Annotated in this window: 11 protein-coding genes and 1 pseudogene; 9 read left to right on the forward strand and 3 right to left on the reverse strand. The window is 70.3% G+C overall.

Annotated features, from left to right (window positions below; genetic code table 11):
* Positions 1 to 319 precede the first annotated feature (319 nt).
* Entirely contained in the window at positions 320 to 1,981 is a 1,662-nt protein-coding gene (locus tag QE438_RS14075; protein WP_130520707.1) for an MFS transporter, read from the reverse strand.
* A 123-nt stretch (positions 1,982 to 2,104) separates the two neighbouring features.
* Positions 2,105 to 3,532, reverse strand: coding sequence for a hypothetical protein (locus tag QE438_RS14080; protein WP_306994820.1), 1,428 nt, complete (start codon positions 3,530 to 3,532; stop codon positions 2,105 to 2,107).
* Between the two features lie 271 nt (positions 3,533 to 3,803).
* Here QE438_RS14080 and acs point away from each other — a divergent pair, with 271 nt between their 5' ends.
* The 3 genes from acs (at position 3,804) to QE438_RS14095 (ending at position 7,736) form a co-directional block, all read left to right on the forward strand.
* Entirely contained in the window at positions 3,804 to 5,747 is a 1,944-nt protein-coding gene (acs, locus tag QE438_RS14085) for an acetate--CoA ligase (protein ID WP_306994818.1), read from the forward strand.
* Between the two features lie 117 nt (positions 5,748 to 5,864).
* Complete coding sequence (locus QE438_RS14090; RefSeq protein ID WP_130520703.1) at positions 5,865 to 6,533, forward strand: response regulator transcription factor; 669 nt, start codon at positions 5,865 to 5,867, stop codon at positions 6,531 to 6,533.
* A gap of 165 nt (positions 6,534 to 6,698) precedes the next feature.
* Positions 6,699 to 7,736 carry a LacI family DNA-binding transcriptional regulator gene (locus tag QE438_RS14095; RefSeq protein ID WP_306994815.1) on the forward strand — a complete coding sequence of 346 codons (1,038 nt, stop codon included), beginning with the start codon at positions 6,699 to 6,701 and terminating at the stop codon, positions 7,734 to 7,736.
* On the opposite strand, the gene QE438_RS14100 is transcribed toward QE438_RS14095, so the two are convergent.
* Positions 7,733 to 9,106, reverse strand: a complete 1,374-nt coding sequence (locus QE438_RS14100; RefSeq protein ID WP_306994813.1) for an MFS transporter — start codon at positions 9,104 to 9,106, stop codon at positions 7,733 to 7,735. The two genes, QE438_RS14095 and QE438_RS14100, sit on opposite strands and share 4 nt — an antisense overlap.
* Positions 9,107 to 9,386: 280 nt before the next feature.
* Between QE438_RS14100 and QE438_RS14105 the strand changes: the two are divergent.
* The 6 genes and pseudogenes from QE438_RS14105 (at position 9,387) to QE438_RS14130 (ending at position 21,349) form a co-directional block, all read left to right on the forward strand.
* Positions 9,387 to 11,829: pseudogene (locus QE438_RS14105) on the forward strand (TonB-dependent receptor).
* A gap of 47 nt (positions 11,830 to 11,876) precedes the next feature.
* Positions 11,877 to 13,772 (forward strand): amylosucrase, encoded by a 1,896-nt coding sequence (locus QE438_RS14110; RefSeq protein WP_306994809.1) that lies wholly within the window; start codon positions 11,877 to 11,879, stop codon positions 13,770 to 13,772.
* A gap of 38 nt (positions 13,773 to 13,810) precedes the next feature.
* Entirely contained in the window at positions 13,811 to 14,815 is a 1,005-nt protein-coding gene (locus QE438_RS14115) for a carbohydrate kinase (RefSeq protein WP_306994807.1), read from the forward strand.
* Between the two features lie 39 nt (positions 14,816 to 14,854).
* Positions 14,855 to 16,561: a bifunctional isocitrate dehydrogenase kinase/phosphatase gene (gene aceK / locus QE438_RS14120; RefSeq protein WP_306994805.1), complete on the forward strand. Its 1,707-nt coding sequence runs from the start codon at positions 14,855 to 14,857 to the stop codon at positions 16,559 to 16,561.
* A 239-nt stretch (positions 16,562 to 16,800) separates the two neighbouring features.
* The gene (gene mgtE, locus QE438_RS14125) at positions 16,801 to 18,183 is read left to right on the forward strand and encodes a magnesium transporter (RefSeq protein ID WP_306994803.1); all 1,383 of its coding nucleotides are present in this window, start codon (positions 16,801 to 16,803) and stop codon (positions 18,181 to 18,183) included.
* Between the two features lie 460 nt (positions 18,184 to 18,643).
* Positions 18,644 to 21,349, forward strand: a complete 2,706-nt coding sequence (locus QE438_RS14130) for a bifunctional acetate--CoA ligase family protein/GNAT family N-acetyltransferase (protein ID WP_306994800.1) — start codon at positions 18,644 to 18,646, stop codon at positions 21,347 to 21,349.
* The last annotated feature ends 96 nt before the right edge of the window (positions 21,350 to 21,445 follow it).

Below are 21,445 nucleotides of genomic sequence, written 5' to 3' on the forward strand. Positions count from 1 at the left end.
TGATTCGCCCCGGCCTAGGGCCTGTCGTCCCTTCCCGGGCAGGTCGCGCCGCCCTTGCGCGTGCCCGGGGCAAGGAAGCGGGAGGGAGTGGACGTCCGTCCACGACCGAGCAATGACGTCGAACCACGCACTGCGTGGTGAGGCCGGGTGCGCGCAAGGGCGGCCCTCCGGGTTGGCGCTGCAAGGCCGCCATCTTCGCGCCGCGCGGCTTGGCCTGACGGCCAGTCAAGCCTGCGCCACGCGACGCAAACCTGACGGCCTTGCAGCGCCAACGCGACCTGCCCGGGAAGGGACGACAGGCCCTGCCCCTCCCAGAGATTTACTTGGTGATATCCACGTCCTTGGTCTCGCGCAGGAAGATCGCGCCGATCACCAGGGTCATCAGCGCGACGCCGATCGGATACCACAGGCCGTAATACATGTTGCCGGTGGCCGCGACCAGGCCGAAGGAGATGGTTGGCAGGAAGCCGCCGAACCAGCCGTTGCCGATGTGATAAGGCAGCGACATGGAGGTGTAGCGGATGCGGGTCGGGAACAGCTCGACCAGCCAGGCCGCGATCGGCGCGTAGACCATGGTCACGAACAGCGCCAGCACGAACAGCACCGCGATCACCATCGGCTTGTTGATGCGCGCCGGGTCGGCCTTCTCCGGATAGCCGGCGCCGGTCAGCGCGCCCTTGAGCTGCTTGCCGAAGGCATCGGCCTTGGCCTTGCCTTCTTCCTTGGACAGCCCGCTGCCTTCGTAGGAATTGATCTGGTTGCTGCCCACGTTGACCGTGGCGATGGTGCCCGGCGGGGCGGCCTTGACGGTGTAGGGCACGCCGGCCTTGGTCAGCGCGGTGGCGACGATGTCGCAGGAGCTGGTGAAGGTCTTCTTGCCGACCGGGTCGAACTGGAAGCTGCAGGTGTCCGGATCGGCGTTGATCACCACCGGCGCACTGGTGCGCGCCTCCTCGATGGCCGGGTTGGCGTAGTGGGTCAGCGCCTTGAACATCGGGATGTACAGCAGCGCGGCCAGCAGGCAGCCGCCCAGCACGATGACCTTGCGGCCGATGCGGTCGGACAGCCAGCCGAAGAACAGGAAGAACGGCGTGGCCAGCGCCAGCGCGCCGGCGATCAGCAGCGCGCCGGTGGTGGCATCCACCTTGAGCGCCTGGGTCAGGAAGAACAGCGCGTAGAACTGGCCGCCGTACCACACCACGGCCTGGCCGGCGGTGGCGCCCAGCAGCACCAGCAGCATCAGCTTGAAGTTGCCGCCCTTGAGGCTGTCGCGGAACGGGGTCTTGGAGCCCTTGCCCTCGGCCTTCATCTGCTGGAACAGCGGCGACTCGCTCAGCTGCATGCGGATCCACACCGACACGCCCAGCAGGATGATCGAGACCAGGAACGGGATGCGCCAGCCCCAGGCCTCGAAGGCCTCGTTGCCCAGCGCGCTGCGGCAGGCCAGGATGATCAGCAGCGACAGGAACAGGCCGATGGTCGCGGTGCACTGGATGAAGCTGGTGTAGAAGCCGCGCTTGTTGGCCGGCGCGTGCTCGGCCACGTAGGTCGCCGCACCGCCGTACTCGCCGCCCATCGCCAGGCCCTGGGCCAGGCGCAGGCAGATCAGGATCACCGGCGCTGCCACGCCGATGGTGGCGTACGAGGGCAGCACGCCCACCAGGAAGGTGGACAGGCCCATGATCAGGATGGTCACCAGGAAGGTGTACTTGCGACCGATGCGATCGCCCAGGCTGCCGAAGAAGGCCGCGCCGAAGGGCCGCACGAAGAAGCCGGCGGCGAAGGCCAGCAGCGCGAAGATGAAGGCCGTGGTCTCGTTGACGCCGCTGAAGAACTGCTTGGCGATGATCGCCGCCAGCGAACCGTACAGGAAGAAGTCGTACCACTCGAACACGGTGCCCAGGGACGAAGCGAGGATGACCCGCTTGTGACCCTGGGTGAGTCCGGCCGGCTGGCCGGCGGTGACGTTGACGCTGGACATGGGAGCTTTCCCTCGAAGCTGGATGCCGTGGTGCTGGCGTGGATGTCAGTTGGCCATGGAGCAGCCGTGGGTCTCGCGCCGGAAGGCGAGCCCTTCCGGCACGGGGCAGGCAGGTACAGCGCCCTAGAAGGTGTACTGGGCGCTGACGCTGACCTGGTTGCCGCTTTCGGTGGTGGTGTTGGCGGTGGTGCCGACGGTGTGCTCGAGCTTGTCGTGCATCGCCTCCAGGCCCAGCTTGTAGGGACCGTTGGCGTAGATCAGGTTGAGCGCGGTCTGGCGGTTGCCCAGCAGGCCCACGGCCGTGCCGCGCCAGCGCAGCACGTCGTCCTTGTCGGGGTTGTCCACCGCGTAGAACGCGTTGAGGCTCCAGTTCTTGTTGAAGCTGTAGCCCACCTGCGCGTAGCCGCCGGTTTCGGAGATGTCGCCGAACTGGGAGAGCGCGCCGAAGTTCTGGCCCATGCCGTTGCCGGTGAAGGCGAACGCCTTGATGTTCCAGTTGCCCGGCTTGACCATGCCGCCCACTTCGAAGGCGGTGCTCTTGATGTCCGAACGGATCGGCGTGGGCGTGGCGCCGTCGACGCCGCCCAGGTCGATCTTGGAGTAGTGCCCGGCGGCATAGGCCACCCAGTTGCTGCCGGCCACGCGCACGCGCGCCTCGAACTGCGGGTTGAAGCCGGCGTTGCCGCCGGTGAGGTAGTTGGTGGTGCTGCCCGGGCCGGACCAGTTGCCGCTGAAGGCGCCCACGTCCAGGCGCCACTTCGGGCCATCCGAACCGTGGTTGAGGTCCTGCATGACCACCACGCCCGGGTAGCGCCAGCCGATCATGCCGGTGCCGAAGCCGAGCGGGAAGGCCACGTGGGCGACCGAGTCGGGCACGTTGTCCAGCGGGAACATCAGCGTCCACTGCTGGCCCACGCGCACCTTGGTGCCGGTGGCGGCGTTGTCCATGTCCAGGTAGGCCTGGCGCAGGCGCGGGACCGGCTGCTGGCCGCTGTAGGCGCCGGTGCCGTTGTTGCCGCCGAAGAAATCCATCTCCAGACGCGCGCCGCCGGTCCAGTGCTCACCCATCTTGGCGCCGGTGATGTCCACCCAGAAGCGGGTATTGCGGATGTCCACGCCGCTCAGGTCGCCCTTGCCGCCGGGCGTGGGCCACTCGGCGTTCTGGCCGTTGCCGAAGTTGAACGGCCGCGACTGCTGGAAGGCCGTGGCGTTGACGAAGCCGTGGAAGGCCACCGACATGCCCGGCGCGGTCGTGAACTGCGGCGCGGCCGGCTTGGCGGCGGCGGTGGCCTTGACCTGATCCAGCTCGGTCTTGGTGTCGGCCACCTGGGTCTGGGTCTGGCTGACCTGGCTCTGGGTCTGCACGACCTGCGCCTGGGTCTGCTGCTGCGCCGAGAGCAGCTGCTGCACCTGCGCCTCGAGCTGGGCGACGCGCGCCTCGAGCGCCTTCTCCTTCTTCGACTGCGCCAGGGCCACGCCCGGCGCCATCAAGGCCACGATCATGGCGAGCGCCAATGGGCGACGCGCCATCGTTGCGATGCGTGTGGTCATGCTCCCCTCTCCCAAGAGTCCGGTGATTCACCGCGGCGCGCCCTCCCCTTTGCGAGAGCGCGATGTGCGCCGCAGATTGCGCACGCATGACAGCGCCCACCATTCGCCTTTGGTCTCAAAACAAGGGCTTTAAGACCATGGTCTAAGCCAGCTGCTGCACTGCGCAAACAGTGGATCGGTCAAACTTCAAGGCCTCGACAAGTCGCTGGCCGCACCCCGCAACGGTTGGTCCATCCGCCACGTTCCAAGCAAGATGAGGTAAGGAGATTCCATGTCTGATCTGTATCCCGTCGATCCCGCATTCGCCAGCCAGGCCCTGGTCGATGCGCAGGCCTATGCGCGCGACTACAAGGCGTCGGTGGAAGCACCCGACGCGTTCTGGGCCAAGGCGGCGCAGCGACTGGACTGGATGAAGGCGCCGACGCAGATCAAGGACGTCAGCTTCGACATCGACGACTTCCGCATCAACTGGTTCGCCGATGGTGAGCTCAACGCCAGCGTCAACTGCCTGGACCGCCAGCTGGAGAAGCGCGGCGACAAGATCGCCCTGCTGTTCGAACCCGACAGCCCCGACAGCCAGAGCGTTGGCGTGACCTATCGCGAGCTGCATGCGCGCGTGTGCAAGCTTGCCAACGCGCTGCGCAAGCTGGGCGTGGTCAAGGGGGACCGAGTCACCATCTACCTGCCGATGATCCCCGACGCGGCCGTGGCGATGCTGGCCTGCGCGCGCATCGGCGCGGTGCATTCGGTGGTGTTCGGCGGCTTCGCGCCCAATTCCATCGCCGACCGCGTGTCCGACTGCGGCAGCAAGCTGATCATCACCGCCGACGAAGGCCTGCGCGGCAACAAGAAGGTGCCGCTCAAGGCCAATGTCGATGCCGCGCTCAAGCTGCCCGGCACCAACAGCGTGGAGACCGTGCTGGTGGTGCGCCACACCGGCGGCGCGGTGCAGATGCAGGCCCCGCGCGACCGCTGGTTCCACGACGTGGTCGAGGGCCAGCCGGAGACCTGCGAGCCCGAGCGCATGAACGCCGAGGATCCGCTGTTCATCCTCTACACCTCCGGCAGCACCGGCAAGCCCAAGGGCGTGCTGCACACCACCGGCGGCTACCTGCTGTGGGCGGCCTACACGCACGAGGTGGTGTTCGACCTGAAGGAGGACGACATCTACTGGTGCACGGCCGACGTGGGCTGGGTCACCGGCCACAGCTACATCGTCTACGGCCCGCTGGCCAACGGCGCCACCTCGCTGATCTTCGAGGGCGTGCCCAACTACCCGAGCAACTCGCGCTTCTGGGAGGTCGTGGACAAGCACCAGGTCACCCTGTTCTACACCGCGCCCACCGCGATCCGCGCGCTGATGCGCGATGGCGACGCGCCGGTGAAGAAGACCTCGCGCAAGAGCCTGCGCCTGCTCGGCACGGTGGGCGAGCCGATCAACCCCGAGGCCTGGCGCTGGTATTACGAGGTGGTCGGCGATTCCCGCTGCCCGATCGTGGACACCTGGTGGCAGACCGAGACCGGCGGCCACATGATCACGCCGATCCCCGGCGCCACCCCGCTCAAGCCCGGCTCGGCCACCGTGCCCTTCTTCGGCGTGCAGCCGGCGCTGGTGGACGCCAACGGCGCCGAGCTGGACGGTGCGGCCGAGGGCAACCTGGTGATCAAGGACTCCTGGCCGGGCCAGATGCGCACGGTCTACGGCGACCACCAGCGCTTCATCGATACCTATTTCCGCACCTATCCGGGCACCTACTTCACCGGCGACGGCTGCCGCCGCGATGCCGACGGCTACTACTGGATCACCGGCCGCGTGGACGATGTCATCAACGTCTCCGGCCACCGCATCGGCACGGCCGAGGTGGAAAGCGCGCTGGTCTCGCACCCCAAGGTGGCCGAGGCGGCGGTGGTGGGCTTCCCGCACGACATCAAGGGCCAGGGCATCTACGCCTACGTCACCCTGGTGGCCGGCGAGATGCCCAGCGAGGAGTTGCACAAGGAGCTGATCGCCCACGTGCGCAAGGAGATCGGCCCGATCGCCTCGCCCGACCACCTGCAGTGGGCGCCGGGCCTGCCCAAGACGCGCTCGGGCAAGATCATGCGCCGCATCCTGCGCAAGATCGCCGAAAACGCGCCCGACCAGCTCGGCGACACCTCGACCCTGGCCGACCCCTCGGTGGTCGATTCGCTGGTGTCCGAGCGCAAGGTCAAATAAGACGTGATGGCGGCCGTGGGCAAGGAAGCATCGAAAGCCGATCGCCTGGTCTGGCACTATGCCAGTCGTACGGCGCACGACGCGTCGGACGCTTCCGTCCCCACGCCCCCCGCCTCCATGACCACACTGCTCATCGCCGACGACCATCCCCTGTTCCGGGAGGCCCTGCGCGGCGCCGTGCAGCGCGTGCTGCCCGGCGTGTCCCTGCACGAAGCCGACAGCGTCGATGCGCTGTACGCGCTGGTCGAAGCCAACCCCGACGCCGACCTGCTCCTGCTGGACCTCAACATGCCCGGCGCGCACGGCTTCAATGCGCTGGTGCACCTGCGCGCGCTGCATCCGCAGCTGCCGGTGGTGGTGGTGTCCGCACGCGAGGAACCGTCGGTGATGCGCCGCGCGCTGGACCATGGCGCGCTGGGCTTCATCCCCAAGTCGGCCGACTCGGACACCATCGGGGAGGCCATCGGCCTGGTGCTGGACGGCGAGCGCTGGGCGCCGGAGGAGGCGCACAACGCGCCGGCCATCGGCCGTGACGAGCAGGAGGTCGCCCAACGCCTGCGCGACCTGACCCCGCAGCAGTTCCGCGTGCTGCAGATGCTCGGCGCCGGCCGGCTCAACAAGCAGATCGCCTACGACCTGGGCGTATCCGAGGCCACCATCAAGGCGCACGTCACCGCGATCCTGCGCAAGCTGGGCGTCACCAACCGCACCCAGGCGGTGCTGATGGCCGGGCGCCTGTCGGTGGATCCGGATGGGCTGACGCCGCCGCCGGAAGACCAGGACTGAGCACCAGGGCCGCCGGTTTTCGCGAAGGCGGGACCGGGTGACCTTGGCGCCTGCGGGAAAGTCGCTGGGTTCCCGCGCGCGCGGGAACGACGGTAGGAGCGTCGGCGGCGCGGCGGCATCCATGCAGTAAGGTGATCAGCCCAAGAAGGCCCAACCGCGCCCTCCATGTCCGACAAACCCTCCCGGTCCGGCGACGCGCCGCGCGCCAAGGTGCAGATGGCCGACATCGCCCGCATGGCGGGCGTGTCCGAGTCCACCGTCTCGCGCGCGCTGGCCGACAACCCGCTGGTCGCCGAGCGCACCCGCGCCTACGTCAAGCAGCTCGCCGCGCGCGCCGGCTACCAGGTGGACCCGGTCGCGCGCAGCCTGCGCTCGCGCCGCTCCAACACCATCTGCGTGGCGGTGCCGCTGATGCACGCCTTCGAGCAGCCGCTGTCGGACCCCTTCATGATGACCATGCTGGCGCTGCTGGCCGAGGAGCTGACCGGCAACGGCTACAGCATGCTGCTGTCCAAGGTGGACCGGCACCAGGACGGCTGGGTCGAGCGGCTGGCGCGCAGCAGCCGCGCCGACGGGCTGGTGATGCTGGGCCAGAGCTCCGAGCACGAGGCGATGAACGCCGCCGCGCGCGAGGGCTGGCCGATGGTCGTCTGGGGCAGCCGCATGCCCGGGCAGGCCTATGTCAGCGTCGGCAGCGACAACCGGCGCGGCGGCGAGCTGGCGACCGCGCACCTGATCGAGGCCGGGCGCCGGCGCATCGCCTTCCTCGGCGACGAGCAGCTGCCCGAGGTCGCGCCGCGCTTCGCCGGCTATCGGGCGATGCTGGAACAGCACGGGCTGGTGTTCGATCCGCGCCTGCACGCGCGCAGCCACTTCGTCAGCGAGGACGCCTACCGGCTGACCCGCGCGATGCTGAAGAAGGCCGACCCGCCGGACGGGGTGTTCGCCGCCTCGGACCTGATCGCGCTCGGCGCGATCCGCGCGCTGGCCGAGGCCGGCCTGCGCGTGCCGCAGGACGTCTCGCTGGTGGGCTTCGACGATCTGCCGCTGGCCAGCTACAGCCAGCCGCCGCTGACCACGGTGCGCCAGGACCTGACGCTGGCCGCGCGCCATATGGTCGATCGGCTGCTGGCCCTGGTCGACGGCGGCACCGCCGACTCGCTGGAGATGCCGGTGCAGCTGGTGGTGCGCGAGTCGGCCTAGCGCCGCTCTTCCACGCCCGGATAGCCCGCGCCCGCGCTTGAACGCGCGGCGCCGGCCCGCGGCGCGCGCACGCGCTGCACGCCGACGAACAGCATCGACACCGCCGCGGCCAGCAGCAGCGCCCCGGCCAGCCGGATCACGTTGCGCGCATCGCCGCCGAGCAGGCGGTCGAAGTACAGCGGCAAGGTCAGGATCTGGATCAGCATCGGCAGCACGATGAACAGGTTGAACAGCCCCATGTACACGCCGGTGCGCTCGGGCGGGATGCGCTCGGCCAGCATCAGATAGGGATTGCCCATCATGCTGGCCCAGGCCAGGCCGATGCCGATCATCGGCAGCAGCAGCAGCCAGCGGTCCTGGATGACCGGCAGCAGCAGCATGCCGATGCCGGCCGCGGTCAGGCAGGCCGCGTGGGTCGGCTTGGGGCCGAAGCGCCGCGTGAACGGCACCATCGCGAAGGCCGCCACGAAGGCGACGAAGTTGTAGAAGCTGCCGATCTGCCCGTTGATCAGCCCGGCCTGGCGGAACGCGTGCGAGGCCGGATCGGTGGTGCCGAACAGCGTGGTCGACAGCGACAGCACGATGTACTGCCAGTAGCAGAACATCGCATACCACTGGAACAGCATCACCGGCGCCAGCTGGCGCATGGTCGGCGGCATCTCGCGCAGCGCGCAGACGATCTCGCGCAGCGCCGCGCCCAGGCCCTGCCCGCCCTGGCGCAGGCGCGCGCGCTCGGCGGGCGTGGGCTGCGGCTCGCGCACGCTGCGCGCGGTGAGCAGGATCGAGCCGGCCGAGAACGCCGCGCCGATCACGAACGCGGCGATGGTGACGTAGGGGATGTGATGGCTGTTGGCCGCGTCCTGGTCCATGCCGAACCACACCAGCAGCGAGGGCGTCAGATAGGCCAGGGTCTGGCCCAGTCCGGTGAACGCGCTCTGGGTCAGGAACCCGAGCGGGCGCTGCTCGGGCGTGAGCACGTCGCTGACCAGCGCGCGATACGGCTCCATCGCCACGTTGTTGGCCGCATCCAGCACCCACAGCAGGCACACCGCCATCCACAGCGCGGTGCTGAAGGGCATGGTCAGCAGGCACAGGCTGCACACCAGCGCGCCGAGCACGATGAAGGGCAGCCGCCGCCCCCAGCGCGTGCTGGTGCGGTCGCTGATCGCGCCGACCAGCGGCTGCAGCACCAGCCCGGTCACCGGGCCGGCCAGCCACAGGTACGGCAGGCTGGCGTGGTCGGCGCCCAGGTAGCTGTAGATCGGGCTCATGTTGCTCTGCTGCAGCCCGAAGCTGTACTGCACGCCGAAGAAGCCGGCGTTGAGCAGCAGCACGCGCATGAGCGGGAACGTGGTGGGACGCGAGGACATGCCGTTGCCTTGGAGAACGGGAGGCGGGTCCGGCAGGGCCGGCGCGACATAGCCTGCGAGCTTTGCAATCGTTTGTAACGACGCAGCGCAGCAAGAAATCCTTGCAATCGCTAGGACATTCATTTGCAATCTATCGATGCTGCAGTGCAAGTTGCAATCGATTGCAAAACCCCAATACTCCGCCGCCACACCGCCGGCCATCCGGTCGGCCCGGCCCGGGGAGGGACGGTCAGGTGCGCGTATCACGCCACACACCACGAACCGTGAGAGGGGTAATCCGATGTCCATCAAGACCACATGTCGCATCCACGTCCTGGCCTGCGCGGTGAGGCGCGGCTCTGGCCGCACCGGCCGCGCTGGCCCAGCAGGCCGCCTCGGCGACCGTCTCGCCCGCCGACGGCGCCACCAACCTGGACATGGTCTTCGTCACCGGCACCACCAGCGCCAAGACCAAGCTGCGCAGCGCGGTGTCGGTCAGCACGGTGGGCGCCGAGGCGATCGAGCAGTCCGCGCCGCGCTCCAGCGCCGAGATCCTGCGCAACATCCCCGGCATCCGCTCGGAGTCCAGCGGCGGCGAGGGCAACGCCAACATCGCCGTGCGCGGCCTGCCGGTCGCCTCCGGCGGCGCCAAGTTCCTGCAGCTGCACGAGGACGGCCTGCCGGTGATGGAGTTCGGCGACATCGCCTTCGGCAACGCCGACATCTTCCTGCGCGCGGACAACACCGTCGAACGCATCGAGGCCATCCGCGGCGGTTCGGCCTCGACCATGGCCTCCAACTCGCCCGGCGGCATCGTCAACTTCATCAGCAAGACCGGCGAGAGCCGCGGCGGCAGCGTCGGCATCACCCGCGGCCTGGGCGACTGGGACAACACGCGCCTGGACTTCGACTACGGCCAGCCCTTCGCCGAGCACTGGCAGTTCAACGTCGGCGGCTTCTACCGCCGCGGCGACGGCGTGCGCGATGCGGGCTTCGCCACCGACAAGGGCGGCCAGATCAAGGCCAACCTCACCCGCCTGTTCGAGAACGGCTATGTGCGCGTCTACGGCAAGTACCTGGACGATCGCGCCGCCGGCTACCTGCCCGCGCCGGTGGGCGTGCGCGGCAGCGACGGCTCGCCGCACTTCTACGACCTGCCCGGCTTCGATGCCGGCAGCGACACGCTCTACAGCCCCTACATCCGCCGCACCCTGGCGCTGAACGGCGACAACCGGCCCGAGACGGTGCAGCTGGGCGACGGCATGCATCCCAAGTCGCAGGCGATCGGCGCAGAGGCGCAGTTCGACCTGGGCGGCTGGACGCTGACCGACCGCTTCCGCTTCGCCGACAACTCCGGGCGCTTCGTCGCGCCGTTCCCGGCCGAGGTGACCGACGCGGCGACCCTGGCCGCGGAGATCGGCGGCGCCGGCTCGCGCCTGCAGGTCGCCAGCGGCCCCGGCGCCGGCCAGGCCTACACCGGCATGGCGGTGCGCACGATGCTGTTCAACGTCAAGCTCAACGACCTGAACAACACGACCAACGACCTCAACCTGACCCGCAGCTTCGCCGCCGGCGACGGCGGCTCGCTCGACCTGAAGGCCGGCCTGTACTCCTCGCGCCAGGTGATCGACGTGGACTGGCTGTGGACCTCGTACGTGCAGTCGCTGGAGCACCGCGCGCGACTGCTGGACGTGTACAACGCCGCCGGCGCCTCGCTGTCGCAGAACGGCGTGTACGCCTACGGCCAGCCCTACTGGGGCAACTGCTGCACGCGCAACTACGACACCCGCTACACCGTCAACGCGCCCTACGTGGCGCTGACCTGGGACCAGGGCCCGCTGTCGCTGGACGGCAGCCTGCGCTACGACATGGGCACCGCACGCGGCACCTACGCGGCCGCCACGACCACCGCGATGGACGTCAACGGCGATGGCGTCATCGAGGCGCCCGAGCAGCAGGTGGCGGTGATCGACTACGCCAACCGCAAGCCGGTGCACTACGACTGGAACTACCTGTCCTACTCCTTCGGCGGCAACTACCTGATCAACGACGACCTGGCGGCCTTCGCCCGCTACAGCCGCGGCGCGCGCGCCAACGCCGACCGCCTGCTGTTCGGCATCGTGCGCGACGACGGCTCGGTGTCCTCCAGCGAGGCGGTGAACTTCGTCAAGCAGCTCGAGGGCGGCCTGAAGTGGCGCAGCGGCGGCCTGAGCCTGTTCGCCACCGCCTTCGCCGCGCACACCCAGGAGCAGAACTACGAGGCCACCAGCCAGCGCTTCCTCAACCGCAGCTACAAGGCGCACGGCCTGGAGCTGGAGGCGGCCTATCGCACCGGCGGCTTCGGCCTCAACGGCGGCCTGACCTGGACCGACGCGAAGATCGACAAGGACCAGATCACCCCGAGCAACGTCGGCAACACCCCGCGCCGCCAGGCCAAGTTCGTCTGGCAGCTCACCCCGAGCTACCGCGGCGAGCGCTACGAGGCCGGCGTCAACCTGATCGGCACGACCTCGGCCTACACCCAGGATTCCAACCAGCTGAAGATGCCCGGCTATACGCAGGTCAACCTGTTCGCCAACTACCACATCACCAGCGCGCTGACGCTCTCGGCCAGCGTCAACAACCTGTTCAACGCCTTCGGTCTGACCGAGGCGGAAGAAGCCAGCATCCCGGGCGACAACATCATCCGCGCCCGCTCGATCGCCGGGCGTACCGCCAGCCTCGGCCTGCGCTACGACTTCTGATCCATCACCCAAGGAGCCTGCCGCGCCCGCCCGGGCGCGGCGCCATCATGACCCACACGCCTGCCCCACGCGCCACCCTCGTTTCCGATGCGCCCGACCCGGAGGGCCTGGCGCTTGGCCCGCGCTGGGCGCGGCACGCGCCGCGCCTGCTCGAGGCGTTGCGCGCGCTGTACGGCGAGCATCCCGACTATGCCGGCTGGCTGTCGTCCTGGCTGCAGGCGGTGGCGGAGAAGATGGGGCAACGGCCACAGGCGCTGGCGCAGTTGGACGCCACGCGTGCGCCGGACTGGTTCGGCCAGCCGGACATGGCCGGCTACAGCACCTATGTGGATCGCTTCGCCGGCGACCTGCGCGGGCTGACCGCGCGCGTGCCGTACCTGCAGGACCTGGGCGTGCGTTATCTGCACTTGCTGCCGTTCCTGCGCATGCGGCCGGGCGACAGCGACGGCGGCTTCGCGGTCAGCGACTACGGGCAGGTCGATCCGCGCCTGGGCAGCAATGACGACCTGCGCGCCCTGACCGCGCAGCTACGCGCGGCCGGCATCAGCCTGTGCGCGGACTTCGTCCTCAACCACACCGCCGACGACCACGCCTGGGCACAGGCCGCGCGCGCCGGCGATCCACATTACCGCGACTACTACCACCTCTATCCCGACCGCCGCGTGCCCGATGCCTACGAGCGCACGCTGGGTCAGGTCTTCCCGCGCACCGCGCCGGGCAACTTCAGCTGGGTCGAAGACGCGCAGGCCTGGGCGTGGACCACGTTCTACCCGTTCCAGTGGGACCTGGACTGGCGCAATCCGCACGTCTTCGGCGACATGGCGCTGGCGCTGCTGGAGCTGGCCAACCTGGGCGTGGAGGTGTTCCGTCTGGATTCCACCGCCTATCTGTGGAAGCGACCGGGCACCGACTGCATGAACCAGCCCGAGACCCACATCATCCTGCGTGCGCTGCGCGCGCTGGTGGACATCGCCGCGCCCTGCGTGGCGCTCAAGGCGGAGGCCATCGTGCCGATGGACCAGCTGCCGCCCTACTTCGGCCAGGGCGCGCACGCGGGCGAGGAATGCCATCTGGCTTACCACAGCTCGCTGATGGCGGCCGGCTGGTCGGCGCTGGCGCTGCAGCGCGCCGACATCGTGGCCAACGTCATCGCGCGCACGCCGCCGCTGCCGCCGGCCGCGGGCTGGCTGGCCTATGTGCGCTGCCACGACGACATCGGCTGGAACGTGCTGCGCGCCGAGGCCTCGGGCGCGACCGGGCTGGCGCCGTTCTCGCTGGCGCAGGTGGAAGGCTTCTACGCCGGGCGCACGCCCGGGTCCTTCGCCCGGGGCGAGTCCTTCCAGAGCGATGGCGAGGGCGTGCACGGCAGCAACGGCATGGCCTCGGCGCTGTGCGGGCTGCAGGCGGCCGAGGAGGCCGGCGACCCGGCGCAGGCGCAGCGCGCGATCGACCGCATGCTGCTGCTGTACTCGCTGGCCATGGCCATGCCCGGCATCCCGATGCTGTACATGGGCGATGAGCTGGCGCTGGGCAACGATACGACCTGGCGCGCGGACCCGCTGCGCCGTGGCGAAGGCCGCTGGCTGCACCGCCCGCCGATGGACTGGGACCTGCTGGCCCAGGCGCAGGCCGACGCCGGCACGCCGCATGGCCGGGCGCTGGCCGGCCTGCGCGCGCTGATCGCGACCCGCAAGCGATTGCCCGCGCTGGCCAGCACCGAGCCGCTGGACACCGTCGACACCGGCGATGCGCGCGTGCTGGCGGTGCGCCGCGGCGCGGACTTCCTAGCCGTCGGCAACTTCTCCGACGCGGACTGCACGCTGAGCCTGGACGTGCTGTCCGACGGCGCCTGGACGCTGGTCGCCGGCGGGCAGGCGCGTCACGCCGACACGGCCGTGCACCTGGGGCCGTGGGGATTCGCCTGGCTGTCCCGCCCCGTCTGACGCCGCGCGCGAACGCGCCCATCCTTGAGGAGAGAGTCATGCGCAAGATCGTCTGCTTCGGTGAAGCGCTCATCGACATGCTCGGCCTGCCCACCGGCCATCCCGACGCGCCCACCGCCTTCCATCAGAACGCCGGCGGCGCGCCGGCCAATGTCGCCGTCGGCATCGCCCGGCTGGGCGGCGCGGCGTGTTTCGTCGGGATGCTGGGGCGCGACCTGTTCGGCGACTTCCTGCTCGAACGCATGGCCGCGGCCGGCGTGGACCTGGGCCACGTCCAGCGCACCGACGCGGCGCGCACCGCGCTGGCCTTCGTCTCGCTGGACGCGCAGGGCGAGCGCAGCTTCAGCTTCTACCGGCCGCCGTCGGCCGACCTGCTGTTCGAATGCGCGCACTTCCAGCCGGCATGCTTCGAATCGCTCGGCACCTTCCACGCGTGTTCCAACAGCCTGACCGGCGAGGGCGTCGCGCAGGCCACCCTGGACGGCATGCGCCGAGCGCGTGAGGCCGGGGCGCTGGTCAGCTTCGACATGAACCTGCGCCCGGCGCTGTGGCCGGCCGATGTGACGCCGGGCGAGCGCATCGCGCAGGCGCTGGCGCTGGCCGACCTGGTCAAGCTCTCGCGCGAGGAGCTGACCTATCTGGCCGCGTTCCTGCAGACCACCGACGAGGCGGCGATCGCCCAGCTGCTGGCCGGCCACACGCGGCTGCTGGTGATCACCGACGGCGGCGCGCCGCTGCGCTGGTACACGCGCACCGGGCGCGGCGAGCGTGCGGGCTTCGAGGTGACCGTGCGCGACACGACCGCGGCCGGCGATGCCTTCGTCGCCGGGCTGCTGTTCGCGCTGGCCCGACGCGGCGTGGATGCCGCCGGGCTGGATGCGCTGGCCGAGGATGCGGAAGCGCTCGACGAACCGCTGCGCTTCGCCGCGGCCACCGGCGCGCTGGCGGTCACCCGCGCCGGCGCCTTCGCCGCCATGCCCAGCCTGGCGCAGGTGCAGGCCCTGCTGGAGACCGAGCGCCGCGACGACGCCATCGTGGTGTGAATGCTCTAGGCTGTCGCTCCCCTGCCCCGGGCCGCCCGCATGGACGACGCCGCCGCCTACGCCAGCCTGATCGACGAGGCCTTCGCCGATTACCACGCCCGCTTCGCGGACATCACCCGGCGCGCCAAGACGCGCTTCGAGCAGCGCGACTGGAACGGCGCGCGCGACGATGCGGTCGAGCGCATCGCGCTCTACGACGCCTGCGTGGACGAGTGCCGGCTGCGCCTGCAGGCGGTGATGGGCCAGCGCGCGTTCGACCGCACGCTGTGGCATGCCATCCGCGCGCGCTATGCGGCGCTGATCGATAACCAGATCGACCGTGAGCTGTACAAGACCTTCTACAACACGCTGACCCGGCGCTTCTTCCGCACCCAGGGCGTGGATGCGCAGGTCGAGTTCGTGGCGCTGGACATCGCGCCCACCGAGGCCATCACCCATCCGGTGGCGCGGCACAACTATCTGGTCTCGCAGACCCGGCCGATGGACACCTTCGCCCGGCTGCTGGGCGACTACGTCTTCGCCGTGCCCTATGCGCACCAGGCGCGCTGCGCGGCGGCCATCGCCGTGCGCCTGCACGACGACCTGACCGGCTGGGGCGAGCCGGTGCGCGCGGTGGAACTGCTGGACACGGTGTTCTACCGCGAACGCCGCGCCTACCTGGTCGGCCGCGTGCTGGGCGAGACGCGCTTCGCCCCGTGCATGATCGCGCTGATCCACGACGAGGCCGGCCTGCGCGTGGACGCGGTGCTGACCCGGCGCGCGGACGTGGCCCAGCTGTTCGGCATCTCGCGCAGCTACTTCCACGCCGACCTGCCCACGGTGGGCGACGCGGTGGTGTTCCTGCGCACGCTGCTGCCGCACAAGCCCATCGACGAGCTGTACACCGTGCTGGGCCGCGCCAAGCAGGGCAAGACCGAGCGCTTCCGCACCTTCTACCACCACTTCAACGACCACCCCGGCGAGCAGCTGATCCAGGCCGAGGGCACGCGCGGCCTGGTGATGGCGGTGTTCACCCTGCCCAGCTATCCGCTGGTGTTCAAGCTGATCCGCGACCGCTTCGCCGAAACCAAGCAGGTCACGCGCCAGGACGTGGAGGACCGCTACGCGCTGGTGTTCAACCGCGACCGCGTCGGCCGCCTGCTCGATGCGCAGCCCTACCGCTCGCTGCGCTTCCCGCTGGCGCGCTTCGCCCCGGCGCTGCTGGAGGAACTGCAGCAGACCTGCGCCAGCAGCCTGAGCTTCGAGGGCGAGGACGTGATCATCGCCCTGTGCTACGTGCAGCGCCGGCTGCGCCCGCTCAACCTGTACCTGCGCGAGCAGCCGGCCGAGGCCGCGCGCGCGGCGGCGCTGGACTACGGCCAGGCCATCGTCGACATGGCGCGCAACAACATCTTCCCCGGCGACATGCTGCTGAAGAACTTCGGCGTCTCGCGCCATGGGCGGGTGGTGTTCTACGACTACGACGAGGTGCGGCTGATCACCGACTGCCGCTTCCGCGACTGGCCCAAGGCGCAGAGCTACGAGGAACAGATGGCCGACGAGCCCTGGTTCCATGTCGCGCCGGGCGATGTGTTCCCCGAGCGCTTCGCGCAGTTCATGGGCCTGCCCGCCGCGCTGACGCAGGCCGTGCGCGCGGTGCATGGCCAGCTGTTCGACCCGGCCTGGTGGCGCGAGCTGCAGGCCGCGCTGGCGCAGGACCGCTATCCCGACACGCCGCCTTATCCGCCCTCGCTGCGCGTGGCCTGAACGCCGCGCCCATCGGCCATGCCGCATCGCGAGAAAGTGGTTGACGCTTCAAGGATGCAGGCACAGACTTCCGCCCGCCCGGCGCAGGCCACAGCGCGCCGGTCCCTTTCGTGAAGCTTTCCTCCTCATGCCCAGCGACCCTTCCAGTCGATCTTGTCTGCCGTCAACGGTGGCTGCGCGCTGAGTCCTGATCGGGTTCGGCCAGGCGGCCGTTGCGGCTGCCCAACCAGGCCGTCCCGATGAACCTGAAGCACTTCTCCTTCAAGACCACCGACCCGGTGGCCGCCCAGCTGGACGCGCTGCGTCCGCTCAACACCGCCGACGTGGTCGAGCGGCTCAACAAGCTCAAGCCCGCCCTGGCCGATGCCACCTTCGCCGGCCTGTCCGACGAGCGCGCGATCAACGTGCTCGAAGCGCCCGAACTGCTGCGCGCCCCGCAGCTGCTGCAGGCCCTGCCGCGGCCGCGCCGCGCGCGCGTGCTCGAAGGCATGGCCGACGACCGCGCCGCCGACGTGGTCCAGGCGCTGGAGCTGACCGACCAGGCCACGGTCCTGGCCGACCTGGCCGCGTGCGCGCCGGCCAGCGCGCACGCGATACAGAAGCTGATGCGCTACCGCCCGCGCACCGCCGGCGCGCTGATGACCACCGAATACGTCGGCGTGCCCGCCGACTGGACCGTGGGCCAGACCCTGGACCACGTGCGCGAGGTCGAGCGCAAGCGCGAGACCGTCTACGCCATCTACGTGCTCGCCCCGGGCAGCGACGTGCTGCAGCAGGTGGTGACCCTGCGCCGGCTGATCACCGGCGCGCCGGGCGACAACATCCTCAGCGTGGCCCAGGTCAATCCGCCGGTCACCGTCTCGCCGCTGACCGACCAGCAGGAGGTCGCGCGCCTGATCCGCCGCCACGACCTGCTCTCGCTGGCCGTGGTCGACGAGCAGCGCCGCATGCTGGGCATCGTCACCGTGGACGACATCATCGACACGATGATGGAGGAGAGCACCGAGGACGCGCACAAGTTCGGCGGTATGGAGGCGCTGGACGCGCCGTACATGCAGATCGGCTTCTGGCGGATGATCCGCAAGCGCGCCGGCTGGCTGTGCGCGCTGTTCCTGGGCGAGATGCTCACCGCCAGCGCGATGCAGCACTTCGAGGGCGAGCTGGACAAGGCGCTGGTACTGACCTTGTTCATCCCGCTGATCATGAGCTCGGGCGGCAACTCCGGCTCGCAGGCGACCTCGCTGCTGATCCGCGCCCTGGCCCTGGGCGAGCTGCGCCTGCGCGACTGGTGGAAGGTGGCCCTGCGCGAGCTGCCCACCGGCATGCTGCTCGGCGCGATCCTGGGCGTGATCGCCATCGTGCGCGTGGTCGCCTGGCAGCAGCTGGGCATCTACGACTACGGCCCGCACTGGCCGCTGGTGGCCCTGACCGTAGGCGCGGCGCTGGTGGGCATCGTGACCTTCGGCTCGCTGGCCGGCTCGATGCTGCCGTTCGTGCTGCAGCGGCTGCGCTTCGACCCGGCCAGCGCCTCGGCGCCGTTCGTGGCCACGCTGGTGGACGTCACCGGCCTGGTCATCTACTTCAGCATCGCCCTGCTGATCCTGAGCGGGACGCTGCTGTAGGCGCGCGGCGAGCGCGGTTCGTTGGAGCCACCATTGGCGAAGAGGCCACAAGGGCGGCCTCCACCGGTAGAGCGGAGCTTGCTCCGCTGCGTTTCGGCCGGATTATCGGGAAGGCCCAGCGGAGCAAGCTCCGCTCTACAAGGAGGCCGCGCTGCGCTCGGGAGAGACAACGGCTGCCACGCACGCTGGGCCCCTCCCCTTTCGCGTAGCGAAGGGGGAGGCTGGGAGGGGGTGCTTTTCAGCTTTCCCGCGGAGAGCACCCCCTCCCCTCAGTCGCTAGGTCGCGACTTCGAGCTCCCCTTGGCCTGCGGCCAAAGGGAGGGGGCTAAGCGCGCATCGCCGACGCGTAAGGGGACCTTTGCTCCTCCTCACACGTTCGCGGGGCGCGTCATGCAGGGGCGCCGCCGGGGCGTGTAACGTGTGGGGCGATGTCCCGCTTCCAGGCCGCCGCCGCCACCGCATGAGCACCTACCGCCTCAAGTCCGTGTTCGCGCCGGCCTCGATCGCCATCATCGGCGGCAGCCCGCGCGATCGCTCGGCCGGGCGGGCGGTGGTGCGCAACCTGCGCGCGGCCGGCTTCCCCGGGCGGATCGCCTGGATCAATGCGCGCTACAAGCGCATCGACGAGGTCGACACCGTGCCGCGGCTGTCCGACCTGGACTACGTGCCGGACCTGGTGATCGTCACCACCCCGGCGCACACCGTGCCCAAGGTCGTGGCCAACGCCGCCCAGCGCGGCGTGGCCGCGGCCATCATCCTCACCGCCGGGCTCGGCCACGGCTCCGGCTCGCTGGCCGAGGCCACCGAGCGCGCCGCGCGCGCCCACGGCCTGCGCCTGCTCGGGCCGCACTGCCTGGGCGTGATCGCCCCGCACGCGCGGCTCAACGCCAGCATCGCCGCGCACACGCCGATGGCCGGCGACCTGGCGCTGATCTCCGAGTCCTCGGCCATCGCCGCGGCGCTGGTCGAATGGGGCGTGCAGCACCAGGTCGGGTTCTCGGCGGTGGTGTCGCTGGGCGATGCGATCGACGTGGACTTCAGCGACCTGCTGGACCACTTCGCCATCGACCACCGCACCCGCGCGATCCTGCTCTATGTCGAATCGATCCGCGATGCGCGCAAGTTCATGTCCGCCGCACGCGCGGCCGCGCGCGCCAAGCCGGTGGTGGTGGTCAAATCCGGCGTGGCCCGCGCCGGCGGCGGCGAGGACACCCACAGCCAGTCGCTGGCCCGGCCCGACGCGATCTACGACGCGGCCTTCCGCCGCGCTGGGCTGTTGCGCGTGGGCGCGCTGGACGAGCTGTTCGCCGCGGCGCAGACGCTGGGCCGGCTGGGCACCTTCCCCGGCCGGCGCCTGGCGATCCTGTCCAACGGCGGCGGCGTGGGCGCGCTGGCGCGCGACCAGCTGACCCTGCTCGGCGGCAGCCTGGCCACGCTGTCGCCGGCCACGGTGCAGCGCCTGGACGGCGTGCTGCCGCACGGCTGGACGCGCGAGAACCCGGTGGACATCGTGGTCGACGCTGATGGCGAGCGCTACGCGACCGCGGTCGAGGCGCTGCTGGCCGATCCGGACAACGACGCCCTGCTGGTGGTCAACGTGCCGACGGCGTTCACCTCCTCGGCCGATGCCGCCAGCGCGCTTGTGCGCAGCGCCGGCGCGCGCCCGCGCCACAGCCATGCCAAGCCGGTGTTCGCGGTGTGGCTGGGCGGCGGCGAGGCGGCGCTGTCCACGCTCAACGCGGCGCAGATCCCCAGCTACGCCACCGAGGCCGATGCGGTGGCCGGCTTCATGCACCTGGTGCGCTACCGGCAGGCGCAGACCGCGCTGATGGAGACCCCGCCCAGCCTGCCCGAGGACTTCGTGGTCGATACCGCCGCCGCGCGCGCGCTGGTCGAACAGACCTTGAGCGAGGGACGGCGCTATCTGGACCCGGTCGCCGCCAACGCGGTGCTGCGCGCCTACGGCATCCCGACCGCGCAGCTGTGGGTGGCGGCCGATGCGCAGGCCGCGGTGCGCTTCGCCCAGCCGCTGCTGGACCAGGGCCAGCCGGTGGCGCTGAAGGTGCTTTCGCCGGACATCCCCAACAAGTCCGATGTCGATGGCGTGCGCCTGAACCTGGTCTCGGCCGAGGCCGTGCACATGGCCGCGCAGACGCTGATCGAGCGCGCCCGGCGGCTGCGCCCGGACGCGCGCATCGACGGCGTGGTGGTGCAGGCGACGGTGCTGCGGCCCAAGGCGCGCGAGCTGATCGCCGGCATCGCCGACGATGCGGTGTTCGGCCCGGTGATCGTGTTCGGCCGCGGCGGCACCGCCGCCGAGGTGATCGACGATGTGGCCCTGGCGCTGCCGCCGCTGGACCTGCGCCTGGCCCATGAGCTGATCGGCCGCACCCGCGTCTCGCGCATCCTCAAGGCCTACCGCGACGTGCCCGCCGCCGACGAGCGCGCCGTGGCCCTGGTGCTGGTCAAGCTGGCGCAGCTGGCCGCCGATCTGCCCGAGATCCGCAGCCTGGACATCAACCCGCTGCTGGCCGACGCCACCGGCGTGGTGGCGGTGGACGCGCGCATCGCCGTGGCCCCCTCGCGTGCGCTGCACAAGGGCCGCGGGCACCCGCGCTTCGCCGTGTTCCCCTATCCCAAGGAATGGGAGCGCACCCTGGCCCTGAGCGATGGCGGCACGGTCTTCGTGCGGCCGGTGCGGCCTGAGGACGATGCGCTGTTCCGCGCCTTCTTCGCCCGCGTCACCGACGAGGACCTGCGCCTGCGCTTCTTCCAGTCGGTCAAGCATTTCAGCCACGAGTTCATCGCCCGCCTGACCCAGCTGGACTACGCGCGCTCGATCGCGCTGGTGGCCATCGACCCGGCCAACGGGCAGATGCTCGGCGCGGTGCGGCTGCTGGCCGACGCCGATTACGATCGCGGCGAGTACGGCATCCTGGTGCGCTCGGACCAGAAGGGCGCGGGCCTGGGCTGGCAGCTGATGCGGATCATGATCGAGTACGCGCACTGGCAGGGCCTGCGCCAGGTCGAGGGCCAGGTGCTGCGCGAGAACCGCACCATGCTGGCCATGTGCCAGCAGCTGGGCTTCACCCTCAGGCCCGATCCGGACGACCCGTCCATCGTCAACGTCACCCTGCCGATCCAGAGCGCCCGCGCGCAGACCTGAGCGGCAAAACGAGCCGGGTGTCACCTTCCGGGACTTGCCCCCTGTTGCGAGGCGGCGGCGGCGCGTTAGGCTCGTCCCATGCGGCACAAGGCATGG

It is taken from the genome of Pseudoxanthomonas sp. SORGH_AS_0997 (assembly GCF_031453535.1).
Lineage (GTDB): Bacteria > Pseudomonadota > Gammaproteobacteria > Xanthomonadales > Xanthomonadaceae > Pseudoxanthomonas_A > Pseudoxanthomonas_A winnipegensis.

Bases quoted from the DNA above. Each gene is read 5' to 3' on its own strand.
- QE438_RS14075 (WP_130520707.1), bottom strand. From the start codon at position 1,981: ATGTCCAGCGTCAACGTCACCGCCGGCCAGCCGGCCGGACTCACCCAG.
- QE438_RS14080 (WP_306994820.1), bottom strand. From the start codon at position 3,532: ATGACCACACGCATCGCAACGATGGCGCGTCGCCCATTGGCGCTCGCC.
- acs (WP_306994818.1), top strand. From the start codon at position 3,804: ATGTCTGATCTGTATCCCGTCGATCCCGCATTCGCCAGCCAGGCCCTG.
- QE438_RS14090 (WP_130520703.1), top strand. From the start codon at position 5,865: ATGACCACACTGCTCATCGCCGACGACCATCCCCTGTTCCGGGAGGCC.
- QE438_RS14095 (WP_306994815.1), top strand. From the start codon at position 6,699: ATGTCCGACAAACCCTCCCGGTCCGGCGACGCGCCGCGCGCCAAGGTG.
- QE438_RS14100 (WP_306994813.1), bottom strand. From the start codon at position 9,106: ATGTCCTCGCGTCCCACCACGTTCCCGCTCATGCGCGTGCTGCTGCTC.
- QE438_RS14110 (WP_306994809.1), top strand. From the start codon at position 11,877: ATGACCCACACGCCTGCCCCACGCGCCACCCTCGTTTCCGATGCGCCC.
- QE438_RS14115 (WP_306994807.1), top strand. From the start codon at position 13,811: ATGCGCAAGATCGTCTGCTTCGGTGAAGCGCTCATCGACATGCTCGGC.
- aceK (WP_306994805.1), top strand. From the start codon at position 14,855: ATGGACGACGCCGCCGCCTACGCCAGCCTGATCGACGAGGCCTTCGCC.
- mgtE (WP_306994803.1), top strand. From the start codon at position 16,801: ATGAACCTGAAGCACTTCTCCTTCAAGACCACCGACCCGGTGGCCGCC.
- QE438_RS14130 (WP_306994800.1), top strand. From the start codon at position 18,644: ATGAGCACCTACCGCCTCAAGTCCGTGTTCGCGCCGGCCTCGATCGCC.